Source organism: Sporosarcina siberiensis (assembly GCF_042681925.1).
GTDB classification, from domain to species: Bacteria; Bacillota; Bacilli; order Bacillales_A; family Planococcaceae; genus Sporosarcina; species Sporosarcina siberiensis.
The window spans coordinates 111,884-126,355 of record NZ_JBHUGI010000024.1 but is presented as its reverse complement, the minus strand read 5'-3'; the positions used below and the strand labels follow the sequence as shown (position 1 = coordinate 126,355).

The 14,472-nt window shown below is 38.4% G+C and carries 17 protein-coding genes; 2 read left to right on the top strand and 15 right to left on the bottom strand.

Annotated elements, in window-relative coordinates; genetic code table 11:
• Positions 1-134: 134 nt before the first annotated feature.
• The 3 genes from ACFSFY_RS08550 to ACFSFY_RS08540 are packed head-to-tail and all read right to left on the bottom strand — an operon-like array spanning position 135 to position 2,489.
• Complete coding sequence (locus tag ACFSFY_RS08550) at positions 135-1,133, bottom strand: D-alanyl-D-alanine carboxypeptidase family protein (protein ID WP_381537165.1); 999 nt, start codon at positions 1,131-1,133, stop codon at positions 135-137.
• Positions 1,134-1,147: 14 nt separating this feature from the next.
• Entirely contained in the window at positions 1,148-1,738 is a 591-nt protein-coding gene (gene scpB / locus ACFSFY_RS08545) for an SMC-Scp complex subunit ScpB (RefSeq protein WP_381537163.1), read from the bottom strand.
• Positions 1,725-2,489 (bottom strand): segregation/condensation protein A, encoded by a 765-nt coding sequence (locus tag ACFSFY_RS08540; RefSeq protein WP_381537162.1) that lies wholly within the window; start codon positions 2,487-2,489, stop codon positions 1,725-1,727. Before ACFSFY_RS08540 ends, scpB begins: the two co-directional genes overlap by 14 nt.
• A gap of 48 nt (positions 2,490-2,537) precedes the next feature.
• On the opposite strand from ACFSFY_RS08540, the gene ACFSFY_RS08535 reads away from it, so the two are divergent.
• A complete protein-coding gene (locus ACFSFY_RS08535) occupies positions 2,538-3,053 on the top strand; it encodes a DUF309 domain-containing protein (RefSeq protein WP_381537160.1) in 516 nt (171 codons plus the stop codon).
• Here the strand turns inward: ACFSFY_RS08535 and ACFSFY_RS08530 are convergent.
• The 12 genes from ACFSFY_RS08530 to ACFSFY_RS08475 all read right to left on the bottom strand — a co-directional run bounded on the left by ACFSFY_RS08530 (position 3,050) and on the right by ACFSFY_RS08475 (position 13,440).
• A complete protein-coding gene (locus ACFSFY_RS08530; protein ID WP_381537158.1) occupies positions 3,050-3,409 on the bottom strand; it encodes a GNAT family N-acetyltransferase in 360 nt (119 codons plus the stop codon). The two genes, ACFSFY_RS08535 and ACFSFY_RS08530, sit on opposite strands and share 4 nt — an antisense overlap.
• Positions 3,410-3,587: 178 nt before the next feature.
• Positions 3,588-4,916, bottom strand: coding sequence for a diaminopimelate decarboxylase (gene lysA / locus ACFSFY_RS08525; RefSeq protein WP_381537156.1), 1,329 nt, complete (start codon positions 4,914-4,916; stop codon positions 3,588-3,590).
• Between the two features lie 70 nt (positions 4,917-4,986).
• Entirely contained in the window at positions 4,987-6,432 is a 1,446-nt protein-coding gene (locus ACFSFY_RS08520; protein WP_381537154.1) for a spore germination protein, read from the bottom strand.
• Between the two features lie 4 nt (positions 6,433-6,436).
• Positions 6,437-7,225, bottom strand: a complete 789-nt coding sequence (locus tag ACFSFY_RS08515) for a SigF/SigG family RNA polymerase sporulation sigma factor (RefSeq protein WP_381537153.1) — start codon at positions 7,223-7,225, stop codon at positions 6,437-6,439.
• A 3-nt stretch (positions 7,226-7,228) separates the two neighbouring features.
• On the bottom strand, positions 7,229-7,675 hold the full coding sequence (gene spoIIAB / locus ACFSFY_RS08510; protein WP_381537151.1) for an anti-sigma F factor: 447 nt from the start codon (positions 7,673-7,675) through the stop codon (positions 7,229-7,231).
• Positions 7,665-8,018: an STAS domain-containing protein gene (locus ACFSFY_RS08505; RefSeq protein ID WP_381537149.1), complete on the bottom strand. Its 354-nt coding sequence runs from the start codon at positions 8,016-8,018 to the stop codon at positions 7,665-7,667. Before ACFSFY_RS08505 ends, spoIIAB begins: the two co-directional genes overlap by 11 nt.
• A 252-nt stretch (positions 8,019-8,270) precedes the next feature.
• Positions 8,271-9,578 (bottom strand): pyrimidine-nucleoside phosphorylase, encoded by a 1,308-nt coding sequence (locus tag ACFSFY_RS08500; RefSeq protein ID WP_381537146.1) that lies wholly within the window; start codon positions 9,576-9,578, stop codon positions 8,271-8,273.
• Between the two features lie 5 nt (positions 9,579-9,583).
• Positions 9,584-10,777 carry a phosphopentomutase gene (gene deoB / locus ACFSFY_RS08495; protein ID WP_381537144.1) on the bottom strand — a complete coding sequence of 398 codons (1,194 nt, stop codon included), beginning with the start codon at positions 10,775-10,777 and terminating at the stop codon, positions 9,584-9,586.
• A gap of 22 nt (positions 10,778-10,799) precedes the next feature.
• On the bottom strand, positions 10,800-11,699 hold the full coding sequence (gene xerD / locus ACFSFY_RS08490) for a site-specific tyrosine recombinase XerD (RefSeq protein WP_381537143.1): 900 nt from the start codon (positions 11,697-11,699) through the stop codon (positions 10,800-10,802).
• Between the two features lie 83 nt (positions 11,700-11,782).
• Positions 11,783-12,232 carry a ferric iron uptake transcriptional regulator gene (fur, locus tag ACFSFY_RS08485; RefSeq protein ID WP_381537141.1) on the bottom strand — a complete coding sequence of 150 codons (450 nt, stop codon included), beginning with the start codon at positions 12,230-12,232 and terminating at the stop codon, positions 11,783-11,785.
• Between the two features lie 93 nt (positions 12,233-12,325).
• Positions 12,326-12,841: a hypothetical protein gene (locus tag ACFSFY_RS08480; protein ID WP_381537139.1), complete on the bottom strand. Its 516-nt coding sequence runs from the start codon at positions 12,839-12,841 to the stop codon at positions 12,326-12,328.
• A 53-nt stretch (positions 12,842-12,894) separates the two neighbouring features.
• Positions 12,895-13,440 carry an NUDIX hydrolase gene (locus ACFSFY_RS08475; protein ID WP_381537137.1) on the bottom strand — a complete coding sequence of 182 codons (546 nt, stop codon included), beginning with the start codon at positions 13,438-13,440 and terminating at the stop codon, positions 12,895-12,897.
• A 72-nt stretch (positions 13,441-13,512) separates the two neighbouring features.
• Between ACFSFY_RS08475 and ACFSFY_RS08470 the strand changes: the two genes are divergently transcribed.
• Entirely contained in the window at positions 13,513-14,415 is a 903-nt protein-coding gene (locus tag ACFSFY_RS08470) for an aldo/keto reductase (protein WP_381537135.1), read from the top strand.
• Positions 14,416-14,472: the final 57 nt, after the last annotated feature.

The window sequence follows — 14,472 nt, the reverse complement described above, 5'->3', positions numbered from 1 at the left end:
ATTATGGCATACTTTAAGAGAAATTAAAAGAAGACTGTCCTATAGAAAGGCAGTCTTCTCATTTTAGACATATATTTATTAAATTCTAAGAAATGTATTGATTTATTCCATAGCTTAAACTGCTATCTTTTCAGTTATTGTTTAATCAAAATTGGTGATGTAACTAGTGTTTCATTGTTAAGAGTAATTGTCCAGTCACCATTACTTAATGCTTTTTTTCCTCTTGGAATGCGTACAACAGAGAACAAGTTCTTCTTTTCGCCTTTTTTCAAGAGTATTCGAATTGGGCTTTCGAGCTCACCATCTATTCCCGGTAAAATTGAATACGTACCTTTTTTTGCAACAGTTACAAGTTTATAAGACTTAAATGCCTGATTGGCTAAGTTCTTGTGTGTATTCCAATCATTACCATCGTTCAAAGTGACAACAATAACCTTTTTATCGTCCTTTTGAAAATATGTCGCAAGAGTACGGCCAGCAGCTTTTGTAAAACCCGTCTTCCCAGCAATTGCTGTAGGTTCCGAATGTATAAGTCGATGTTTATTTCTCCAATTATAACTGATGTCTTCAATTTTATAACTATAATTCTTTGTCTCAGCAATTTTCTTAAACTTTTCGTTTTTCATTGCAAAAAAGAGCATTCGAGCGGTTTCATAAGCTGTTGACATATGCTCTTCATCATGTAAGCCAGATGGATTTGTAAACACCGTATCTTGAAGACCATAAAACAGTGCTTTCGTATTCATTAAATCCACAAATCCTGCCAACGAGCCTCCAGTATGTTCGGCAAGTGCGTGCGCAGCATCATTACCGGAGCGAAGCATTAGACCATAAAGTAAGCCGTCTACATTTTCCACTTGATTTTGTTGCAAATAAATTGAGGATCCTTCAGCAGAAGCAGCTTCGGGAGATATTATCACTTCACTTAATAAAGAACGACTCTCAATGACCGTTAAAGCAGTCCAAATTTTCGTCAAACTCGCAATGGGTAATCGTACATTTTCATTGGACCCCATTAGTAATCTACCTGTTTCCGCATCAATAACAGCCCATGCTTGTCTTGCTGACGCATCAGCACTACCGATAAAAAGAAATAACGACATAAATAGGACGATAAACAGTGTCCGTTTCAAGAATGCTTTCCTCCTTACTCTTTTTCTCCAAATACTTCTTGAAATTGTGTCATAAATAAGTCCGTGTCTTCTTGAACATTATCCTGTTCCAACATGAGCGGCGGTAATGATTCAAGTGAACTTAATCCAAAACGATCCAGAAAGACATCTGTAGTACCATACAATATAGCCCTTCCAGTCCCTTCTGAACGTCCATTTTCCATGATAAATCCTCTTGAAATTAATGTGTGAATAGGACCATCTGACTTTACACCTCGTAAATCATCGATTTCAACTCGTGTAACGGGTTGTTTATAAGCTATGATTGCAAGAACCTCAAGTGATGCTTTTGTGATTGATTGAGGCGCAGGATTTTCTAACAAACGTTTAATGTCATTCGCGTATTCAGCCTTTGTAACAAGTTGATAAGCCCCACTGAACAACTTCAACGTAATACCGCTATCCATCCTTTGTTCATAGTTCGATAATAGTGTTTCAAGATATAAAAGAATTTCTGACTCCTCTAAATCTGTTAAGGCTTTCAATTGCGAAACTGTTAAACCTTCATTTCCAGCTATAAATAAAAAACTTTCAAGCATTCCAATTACACGATCACGATTTTCCATGGACAACCTCCTCCTTTCGGAAAGAAACAATGAGCCGATCAAAATTGTAACCTTGTTCTACCGTTACATCCTTACGCATCATAAGTTCAAGTAAAGATAGAAAAGTAACGACAAGTTCAGACATATCCCCATCTTCATAAAGGGAGTAAAAATCACAGCTTCCCCCACTTCTTTCAAGGCGCTCCATAATTTCATCCATCTTATCTCCCACAGACTGCTCCATCTTCGTTATACTAGCTGTGACAGGTGCTTTTAATCGTTTTCGATCCAACATCTTTTGAAAAGCTCCAATTAAGTCAAATACATTCAAATCGGCTTCATTTGAAACAGCAACAATTTCTCCGAATTGACTAAGATCTTCAGTGTTTTTATTGAAATGTTCGGCTCGTTCCTGAGCAGATTCTTGTAACACAATTGCCGCCTCTTTGTACTTTCGATATTCGATTAAGCGTGCAACAAGTTCATCCCTGGGGTCGTCTTCTAATCCGAAATCTACATCGTCGCCAAAATCTTCTCCTTCATGAATGGGTAATAACATTTTACTTTTAATTTCTATTAGAGTCGCTGCAAGCACGAGGTACTCACTTAATTCATCGAGTTGCAGCACACGCATTGCGTGAAGATGTTCTATGTACTGCTGCGTTAACTCAGACATCGGGATATCATAAATATCAATTTCAAGCCTATTTATTAAATGGAGCAAAAGATCTAGAGGCCCTTCGAACGCCTCGAGTCTCACTTTGTATAACATTATTTGCCACCTGCCTATCGCTCTTCAATTTTTGAAAGGACTGATTGTATGAAACCACTTCACAACCCATTATTTCTTAAATTCATTGTTTATTTTAATGAGAATCAAGATTACTTTGAATGCCATGAAGTATTAGAAGAATTCTGGAAATCTATTCCTAATCGAACAAAGAACCATCCATTGACTGCATATATTTTACTGTCCACCGGACTTTATCACTTCCGAAGAGATAACAAGATTGGTGCACAACGCACACTTCTCAAAGCGTATTCAAAAATGACAACAATGACTGAAGACGCTCCTGAATATACAGAAGGAATCGATTTCAATCTGTTATGTAAAGATATCAAAAACATGCTTCATCGCTTGGAAAACAACTTAACTTATCAAACGTTTCAAATTAATATTATTTCAAAAGAACTTGAATTACTTGTAAGCGATATGAAACTCATAATGGATCTTCTTCCAATAGGAAGCGATGACGTTATTCATAAACATATGCTCCGTGACCGGACAGATATACTACTAATACGTGATAAAAAAAAGAAGGACAGAGAGTATTAATCTGCTCCTTCTTCTTGTGTGCATTTCTGTAAAAATAAATCCGTATCTTCCGTACTCTTACATTCTTTGGTTGGAAACATTGCCTTTAACTTTGTAACCATTTCTTTACCGATTCCTTCGCCACGAAAAGATGGATTCACGGTGATATGATTTAAGATATAGTCATTTTCATCCATAATAATACCAACTAATCCAATAAAGTCATCTTCTTTTTTATATAAGTATAACTGCCAATCTGCTTCCGATTCATACGTGTGAATCGTTTCTTGTAGTCTTTTCACACCTTTTTCACTCGGCATAAATGAAAGCAAACCCATGGCAATTTTTTCATATGTCTTTTTATACCGTAACAACATAATATTGAACTCCTTCTTTTTTTGAAAATCTCTCGTCAATCGAATAGGAATGTCGCAGTTTTTCAATTAATGGGAAGTTACCTCGGATCGATAATTGGAGCAATAAAGTACCAATATACAGCACCCCATATGCAACTAGCAAGGAGAATAGAAACTAATAATATTATATTTCGTTTTCTCAAAGTACTTCCCCACTTTCCACGTTAGAGAGTGGAATGTCGAGTCTAATGATATCATCATACGTTTCTCTTCTAATAGCAAGTTGGTGCTTACCATTTTCTACGAATACTACAGCTGGCTTCGGAAGTCGATTGTAATTGCTCGCCATTGAATAGCTATATGCGCCTGTACAAAAAGTTGCAATAAGATCGCCTTCAACAGGTGTTGCTAGAAATGCTTCCTCTATTAATTTATCTCCAGATTCGCAGCATTTTCCTGCAATTGTCACCTTTGTCGAGTGCGGTTCATTCATTCGATTTGCTGTAACCGCAGTATATTTTGCTCCATAAAGTGCAGGTCTAATATTGTCAGACATTCCACCGTCAACAGCAATATATGTACGAACCCCCGGAACTATTTTTGAACTGCCGTATGTGTAGAGTGTCGTACCTGCATCTCCTACTAGAGATCTACCGGGTTCAATCCATATTTCTGGAATCGGATAGTTGTATTTATCTGTCATTGACGAAACAATCGTTGCCATTTCTTTGACGTATGCAGAAGGTTCCAAAGGCTTGTCTTCTTCAGTATAACGTATACCGAAGCCTCCTCCTAAATTCAATACAGTGCATATGAAATCATACTCTTTTTGCCAAGTAATCATCTTTGTCATAAGGGCTTCTGCAGCGAAACGAAAAGATTCTGTTTCAAAGATCTGCGAGCCAATATGACAGTGCATTCCTAAAACATTAATATAAGGATGTTGGTATAACTTTAAAAAAGCTTCATCTGTCTGACCATTTTTTAAGTCAAATCCAAATTTAGAGTCCTCTTGCCCTGTCGTAATATAACTATGCGTATGTGCCTCCACGCCGGGGGTCACACGAATAAGTACGTCCATTTTTTGTTTACGCTTCTCCGAAATTTCTTTAATTAGATCAATCTCGGAAAAATTATCAATTACAATACAGCCTATACTTTCTTCAAATGCAAACTCTAATTCTTCATAGCTTTTATTATTCCCGTGAAAATGAATGCGTTCTCTAGGATAGCCCGCCTTTGTTGCTGTATATAATTCTCCACCAGATACCACATCAAGTGAAAGTCCTTCTTCTTTAGCAATTTCGTAGATAGCAATTGATGAGAATGCTTTACTCGCATAAGCTACTTGAGCACGAATACCCGCTTTGCGAAAGGTTTCTTTAAAAGCATTTGCTCGTGCGCGGAATAATGCAATATCATAAACGATGACTGGTGTTCCATATTCACTAGCAATGTCGGCAGTATCGACTCCGCCAATTGTCAAATGACCATTTTCATTAATTGATTGTGTTCCATACAGATGCATTAAGCATACTCCTCCCAAGTTTAACTATCTAAAATTTTATCATAGTGGGATGTGAGGATGCAATGATCTGTTATATTCGTTTTCTTTCTGGTGAATCCGTAACGTATGGTCGCGGCGCATCAGTAGTCATAGGAAACCTTATAACGACATGCATTAGGGCCTTTGGAAAGAAAGGAACTAACGGCCACAAATACGGCACATTCATTGGTTTTAATGCACATAAATAATAAAACAATAGTACAACTGATATAAAAAATCCTGGAGCACCAAATAATGCTGTAGCAATTAGGATACTTATCCTAAACACCTTTGTAGTTATCCCAAGTTCAAATGAGGGAATCGCAAAAGTTAGAACTGCACTAACTGCAACGTATAGAATTACTTCACCGGCAAATAATCCCACATCAATTGCTACTTGCCCAATAACGATTGCGGCAACCAAACCCATAGCAGTAGCCATTGGCGTTGGTGTGTGTATAGCCGCCATTCGCAACACTTCAATTCCAACATCAGCTGTGAATAACTGGACAAAAAGAGGGATCTCTCCCACATCTTTCGGGCCTATAAAACTTAGTATATCAGGTAAGTATTTAGGTTGCGTCGCCAGTAAATACCAAAAAGGAAGAAGAAATAAACTCGCCAAAAATCCTACCAAACGTATAAAGCGAACAGTTGTTCCGATTAGTGGAGCTTGCCTATATTCCTCAGCATGTTGTAAATGGTGGAATAAGGTTGTAGGAACAAGTATTACTGATGGAGATGTATCCACTATGATTGCAATATGACCTTCAAGAAGATGCGCTGCACAAATATCTGGTCTTTCAGTGTACCGAACAAAGGGCATCGGATGAAAGCCTTGCTTGAATAAATATTCCTCTAATTGCTTATCCGTCATTGTAAGCCCGTCAGTTTGAATTGAATCCAGTCTATCTCGAATAAAGCTCAGGTGTTTAGGACTGGCTGCCCCCTCAATAAATGAGAGTACAATATCTGTTTTACCAAACACGGATGTTTTATGAATTTCCATTCTTAATTTCTCAGTTCGAATACGCCTTCTTATAAGAGCTGTATTTTGGAGGATGTTTTCTGTAAAACCATCACGTGCTCCACGAACAACTTTTTCGGTATCAGGCTCTTCCGGTTGCCTACCTGGATAAGACCGAACGTCAATTATAAACGCAAAACCCTCAGGTGTTACAAAAGCTGCCTGTCCACTTAAAATCGACGTTAATAACTCATCTAAATCTCTTGCGGGACTTACCGCATGATACGGAAAATAGCTAAGAAACTTTTCGATGCTATCTTCCGCAACCGGTTCGTCCACTTGGTTCCATTGCATTTCAGTGAAAAGGTTTGTTAAGACATTTCCATCAACTAGACCATTCATATATAAAAGTAATGCGGGCATATCCCAAAGATGTAACTTTCGAGCTGTAGCGTCAAATGTCTGTTCTTTATCAAAAAGCCCAAAAAACCACTCTTCTGCTTCTCTTGCTGATTGGAAATGTTTTTCCATCGTTCTACTCCGTTCTAGTTTTGACCATACTTTCCTCAGCAGTGACACCCATCCAGGATTTCAACTGAGCAAGAATTTTCTTTTCTAATCGCGATACTTGTACTTGTGAAATTCCTATCCGTTCTGCAATATCACTTTGTGTGCAATCTAAGTAATATCGCATATAGATTATTGTTTGATCTCTTTTGTTTAATTTCGAAATGACATCTCTAAGCGGTATATGATCGAAAACCCTTTCAGATCTATCATCTCTAAGCTGATCCATAAGGGTTAAACTATCCCCTTCGTTTTCATATAGTTGCTCATGAAGTGACGCGGGGTCACGCAGTGCATCTGATGCCAGAATGACGTCATCCAAAGACACTTCAAGAATCTCTGCTATTTCAGAAAGTGTTGGTGATTTCCCACTTTTCTTTATATAATCATCTGTGGCATGTCGAATTTTAAAGCTCAGTTCACGAATGGATCTACTCACTTTGACCATCCCATCATCCCTAAGGAATCGCTGAATCTCACCAACAATCATCGGTACTGCATAGGTAGAAAACTTTACCTCGTAAGATAAATCAAATTTATCAATAGATTTCATAAGACCGATGCAGCCGATTTGAAACAAGTCTTCTGGATCAGCACCTCGTGAAGCAAAACGTTGAACAATAGACCATACAAGTCTTGTATTGCCTTCTACCATCATGCGTCTTGCTTCTTTGTCGCCTTCTTGCGATATCTTGATTAATTCCCTCATCTTCTCTTGTGACAGTAAGGCATGCGGCTTTTCAACGGATGTGTCCATAGTTCACCTCATTCTGCTCGTTTCCGTAACAGGGGAAAACGTCTTCTCAAATTTGACAACCGTTCCTTTTCCGATTCTTGATTCAACTTTTAAATTATCTGAAAAACTCTCCATTATTGTAAATCCCATGCCTGAACGCTCCATATAGGGCCTTGTCGTAAACATCGGTTCCATAGCGCGTTCTATGTCCTCAATTCCTTCACCTTCGTCACTTACAGTCATCGTCACCTTTTGCTCGTCAATCGTCGCGTGGATTGTCACAAGACTTCTTCCATCGATGTTATAACCGTGTATGATTGCATTTGTAACGGCTTCGGATACAATGGTTTTAAATTCCGAAATTTCTTCAAGTGTTGGATCGAGTGGTGTTATAAAACATGTCATCGCTATTCTTGCGAGTGCTTCATTTTCCTCAATCGCGACAAATGATAACGTCATTTCATTGTCCATGTGCTACCCCTCCAATTTCCCCAATCGCTGTTTCGACCGTACAATGTCTAATATTCTGCCCAAGTCCTGAAAAGCTAAATATTTTCTCCATTGTTGCAGTCGGATTTAAGATAAGTGTTTCTCCACCCATTGGTGCTAAATCCCTCATTCTCCCAAGAATTAGACCTATTCCTGCACTGTCCATAAACCCAAGACCTTCTAAATCCCAAATAACCGCACGAACTTGTCCAGTAAAGATGGTTGAAGAAATATGAGCACGGATTCGATTCGCCTCATGATTGTCAAGTTCTCCGCGTAGTGTTGCTACTAAAATCCCATTGTCTGTAATATTGATATCAGCCATGCTGAAACCCCTCCTTCATGCGATTCATTCAACATTCATGAGGGTTAAACCTTTTGCCTGACAGAACTAGTCATAGTTATTTGAAACTTCCTATTTTTCGACATTGCCCCTTTCTGTTGAAAGTATGTACTTCTTATGGCTGATTTACACATGTATTTGGTAAGTATTTCTGAGATTCGTTGAATCATACCAATTTTGAGCACACAAAAAAGAGGCTACTCAAGTAAATGAGTAGCCTCTAATTTCTAATCTTCAATTTGTAATTATTTTACCAATCAGTCGCGGTGGTTCAACATGCTTTTCCTCAATAAAAATATGTTTCTGTAAAATCGCCTTAGATTGTGTAATATCCTCTATATTCGAATGTATTACGGCAATCGTTTCACCAATTTCAACAGCATCGCCAATCTTCTTCTCAAGTACGATGCCTACAGCTAAATCGATTGCATCTTCTTTAGTTGCACGACCGGCACCAAGCAACATTGCTGCGATGCCAATATCATCTGCTTCCATCTTAGTGATGTAACCTGTAGCTGTTGCTTTCACTTCAGTTTTAAAAGCCGCCTGTGGAAGTAACGATGTATCGTGAATAATCGCAGGGTTTCCCCCTTGCGCTTCAATAAATTGTCCGAGTATTTCAAGTGCAGATCCATCGGCTATAACCTTCTCCAATTGCCCACGTGCTTCTTCAAGTGTTTTTGCTTTTCCACCAACAAGTACCATTTGACTACCTAGAACTAGACAAAGTTCCGTTAAATCCTTTGGACCTTCTCCTTTGAGTGTTTGAATCGCTTCAATCACTTCAAGTGAATTTCCAATTGCATATCCCAGTGGTTGACTCATATCTGATATGATTGCCATCGTATTTACTCCAACATTTTGACCGATTGCAACCATTGAGTGAGCCAGTGCAATCGAATCTTCTTCTGTTTTCATAAATGCACCATTTCCCGTTTTCACATCAAGTACAATTGCATTCGCACCAGCAGCAATCTTTTTACTCATTATTGAACTTGCAATAAGAGGGATGCTATCGACCGTTGCGGTGACATCACGTAAAGAATACAATTTTTTATCCGCAGGTGTAAGATTTCCACTTTGACCGATAACTGCTAATTTCAAGTCGTTTACTTGTTTTATAAATTCTTCGTTCGTTAATTCAATGTGAAACCCCTCAATTGCCTCTAACTTGTCTAAAGTACCGCCAGTATGTCCAAGCCCTCGTCCACTCATTTTAGCTACCGGAACACCACATGCTGCAACCAACGGGCCTAGAATGATTGTAGTCGTGTCACCAACCCCACCAGTTGAATGCTTATCTACTTTAATCCCTGCAATAGCAGAAAGGTCTATTCTATCTCCAGATTCCACCATAGAAAGTGTTAGATTACCTTGTTCTTCAGCATTCATACCTTGAAAATAAATTGCCATTAGAAAAGCACTTGCTTGATAATCTGGAATAGTCCCATTTGTATAGCCTTCAACAAAAAAACGAATTTCCTCTTGCGTTAGTATTTCACCATTTCTCTTTTTCTCAATCACATCTACCATTCTTAACATGTACATCACACCTTTTCTTTTAATAGTGGAAGGAAACTTTTACCGTATTCAGGTGATTTCACATTGAAATTTTCAGCAATAGTTGCCCCTATATCTGAAAATGTATCGTTTTGTGGCATTTCGCCACCACTTTTAAAAGATGGTGAATATGCAAGTAGAGGTACATATTCACGAGTATGATCAGTTCCAGGATGAACGGGATCATTCCCGTGATCGGCTGTAAGAATTAATAAATCATCATCCAACATTGCCTCCATGAGTTCGACTAATCTTTCATCAAACTCTTCAAGTGCTTTTCCGTATCCGATTGGGTCTCTTCTATGACCAAATAATGCATCAAAGTCCACAAGATTTGTAAAACTCAACCCTTTAAAATCTTTGCCCATTACGCCAAGTAATTTATCGACTCCATCCATATTACTTACCGTTCGGACGGACTCGGTTACTCCTTCACCATTGAAAATATCGTCAATTTTACCAATGGCAATCACGTCTAAACCTGAATCTGAAAGCTCATTCATAACAGTTCGACTAAAAGGTTTAAGTGCATAATCGTGACGGTTCGTTGTTCGTGTAAATGAACCTGGTTCACCAATAAATGGTCTTGCGATAACACGACCGACTAGGAACTCCGGTTTTAATGTTAATTCACGAGCAATTTCACAAATTTTATATTGTTCTTCTATTGGAATAATGCTTTCATGGGCGGCAATTTGTAACACTGGGTCAGCAGATGTGTAAACGATAATTGAACCTGTACGCATATGTTCTTCACCAAGTTCTTCTATTATTGCAGTCCCACTAGCAACTTTATTTCCAATAACTTTGCGACCAATTCGTTCTTCTAGTTGCGTAATCAGCTCTATAGGAAAACCATTCGGATAAACTTTAAATGGTTTATCAATTTTGAGCCCCATCATTTCCCAATGACCCGTCATAGTATCTTTCCCAACAGATGCTTCCTGCATTTTCCCGTAATAACCAATGGGGTCGGCTTCGACCGGAATCCCTTCCAGTTCACGTATATTTGAAAGTCCTAGTTTCGCCATATTCGGCATATTAAGACCTTGCATTGCTTTTGCAATATGACCTAATGTATCTGCACCTTCATCACCAAAGATATGCGCATCCGGCGATTCACCTATACCAACAGAATCTAACACAACCAAATGAATTCTTTTAAATAATTCTTTACTCAATGTAATTTCCTCCTATTCTCTTCTAAGCTCGCGGGTGAAACTTTACATATACTTCTTTTAAGTGAGTACGACTTACATGTGTATATATTTGCGTTGTAGAAATGTCTGCATGGCCGAGCATTTCTTGAACTGCACGAAGATCTGCACCATTTTCTATTAAATGAGTTGCGAAAGAGTGACGCAATATATGTGGTGTTAGTTCTTTTTTTAGACCCGCGGAAAGTGCATGACCCTTCAGCAATTTCCAACACCCTTGTCTCGTTAGTCGATTGCCTCTCATATTAACAAAAAGTGCATCTACACCTCTTTGTTTCGCAATAAATTTTGGTCTAGCTTCTTCAATGTAGCGGGTACAAGCTGTAATTGCCTGGTTACCAAGTGGAATGATTCTTTCTTTACCACCCTTACCAAAGACACGAACGAACCCCATTGATAAGTGGATATCATCCATACTAAGTCCAATCAGTTCACTTACACGCATTCCAGTCCCATACAATATTTCCAGAAGCGCATTATCTCGAATTCCTTGGGGCTTACTTTTGTCCGGTGCATTAATAATCTGCTCTACTTCTTGCATCGATAACACCCTAGGTAATTTTTGATCAATTTTGGGAAGTTCTAAATGTACTGTTGGATCTCCATTCGTCACTTTTTCCCTAAGAAGAAACTGATGAAAAGAACGCAGCGAGGAAATATGTCGGGATGAGGTTCGTGCCGATTTCCCTTCTTCACTCAACTTATGTAAATAGGAGAGAATATCTTGTCTACCGACAGCATCCATCGTTTCAAAACCAGAGAATTTAATGAAGTCAATATAACTTTCTAAATCTCGTCGGTATGAAATTATTGTATTATCCGCTAATTGTCGTTCCACTTTCAAGAAATGTATATAATCTTCTAGAGCAAATGTTGCATCTTTCATATAGATACCCCCTTTTGCAAAATTGGAACTTCCTCTTTAACGACAAATGGGGATAGCATTAGGCCATCCCCATTTTCTCAGTATCATTCGTCTTCACTTGATTGACATCTTTTACAGACACCGTGAAATGTTAACCAATGGTCTTTAATTTGAAATTCCCAGCGGTTTTCTACAATTTTCTCAACCTCACCAAGAAGGTCTTCTTTAATTTCATCAACTATCCCACACTCTATACAAATGAGGTGATGATGGAAGTGTTTCGCACCTTCTTGACGTAAATCAAATCTCGAAACACCATCGCCAAAGTTAATTTTATCAACAATTTTCAAATCAGTTAACAATTCAAGCGTACGGTATACGGTAGCAAGCCCGATTTCCGGTGCTTTCTCTTTGACAAGCAAAAAGACATCTTCCGCACTTAGGTGATCGTCCTCGTGCTCAAGGAGGACCAAAACCGTCGCTTCGCGCTGAGGCGTCAACTTGTAGCTGGCCCCGTGCAATTGTTTCTTTATTCGATCGATCCGGCTTTCCATAAGACGCCCCCCTCAAACTGTATCCATTATAACAAATGGACTTTCGCTATTACAACATAAAGGGAGCAAATTTAATAATAACGTAAAGGTTTATTATTTTAATAGAATATAAAATATTACAATTTCTAGAATCAATACAAATACAGACGTGATTATTATTACCGGTAAAGCGTTAGTGCTTTGCTTCTTCCAACGATTCCTACCTAAGAAAAAGGGTGGATTAAGAATCGCGCAAAATGCCAGAAATAAAAAGCATATAACAAATTGAAATGGGAACCACCAAATCGAATAATCGAGAATTTTCATACCCGACCCAAGTAAAAAGGCGGAAGAAAGCCCAAAAAGAACGGATTTCAAAGCCCCCAAAAAGAGAATAGCAAATCGAGCTTGTTTAATGTTAGACAAAATAAAAGCAATAACAAAAAATAATACCGTCATTGCGACAGGTCTTACGAATCCAACCTGATGGCCATAGACAACTCTCGGATCGAAAAAAGTAATTAATTTTTCCATTGTAGAAATAGGTATTTCTCGAAATAAGATAGCACCACCGATGTAACTTACAGCAAGAATAACAAATAGATGTATGAATGATAAAGAACGGACCATAACTGCACCTCCGCTTAGTTTATATAGAGTATGCTTGTCCGCTGTAATTTAGCTCAATTTGGTAGAAGTTTTTTTGCATAAAGAATTGCAAAAGCAGTTTTCGCATCATATATTTTCGTAGAAGTCATCATTTCCTCAGCCTCAACTATCGTCGATTCTAATAGGTTTATGAACTCATCGTCATCACCTGCTGCTGGGTTCTCGACTTTCTTAAGTCCCCTTGCTAAATATAAATGAATGATTTCATCCGCAAAACCGGGTGATGTCGCAAACGATTGAATATAAGTGAATTCAGATGCACTATACCCTGTTTCTTCTTCCAATTCACGTATCGCTGTCGTCTTCGGGTCTTCACCTGGCTCAATTTTACCGGCAGGAATTTCGACTAGGGACCGATCCAATGCCTTCCTAAACTGTTCAACTAAAACAATCTTTTCATCTGATGTAATTGCTAATATAGCCACAGCACCTGGATGTTTAATTAACTCACGTTGTGCAGTTTTGCCATTTGGTAATTCAACCTCTTCAATTCGTAATGAAATAATTTTACCTTTATAGATTTCGGTACTTGTAAGTGTTTTTTCTTCATATGTATCCACTTTATCCGACTCCTCTGATTGGTTTTATTTTTCCATACATTGTAACATGAAGTGTATAGGAGGGATGTTTTTATGAAGAAAAGAGAGCTGGGTAAAAGCGGTCTATTTGTTTCAGAAATCGGACTTGGTACAATGTCTCTTCCGCATGACACTACAGAATCTAAAAATATTATTGACGCCGCCATACATGCGGGCATTAATTTCTTTGATACAGCAGATTTATACGACAACGGCAAAAATGAAGAATTAGTTGGCTATTCTCTTAAAGGACGTAGAGATGAAATTATTCTCGCCACAAAAGCTGGAAATAAGATGAATTCCACTGGTGACGGTTGGACATGGGATCCTTCAAAGAACCACATTATGGATGCTGCCAAAGAAAGCTTGCGCCGACTCGGTACAGATTACATTGATTTATATCAACTTCACGGAGGTACAATGGAAGACAATGTTGATGAAACAATAGATGCACTTGAGAGCCTTAAAAAAGAAGGACTTATTCGTCAATACGGGATCTCTTCAATACGACCGAACGTTATTAAACGTTTCCTTGAAAGCGGCGCTGCAGTTTCGGTAATGATGCAATACAGCCTTCTCGACCCTAGACCTGAAGAATGGTTCCCGATGATTCACGAGGCAGCTGCGTCTGTTATTACAAGAGGAACAATCGCGAAAGGTTTCTTAACGTCTGATGGCTTATCAAGAGTTCAAAATTCTAATGGATTTGTTTCGTATAATGCAGAGGATTTAGAAAGTACCATTCAAGCTTTAGAGAGAAAAACAAACGATTTACATGCTGCAGCAATCGCTTTTGTTTTGGGCAATAAAACAGTCGCATCCGCACTTGTTGGAGCTCGCACGACTGCCCAACTACTCGATTCAATTATTGCATATGAGAAAGACTGTCCAATAGAGACAATAAACGATCTAAAAGAATTGGTTGCAAAAAATAACTATACGGATCATCGCCTTTAATAGAAACAAGTTCAGACATAACAATTTCATTAAACTTTAAAATGACAGAAAGCTCCC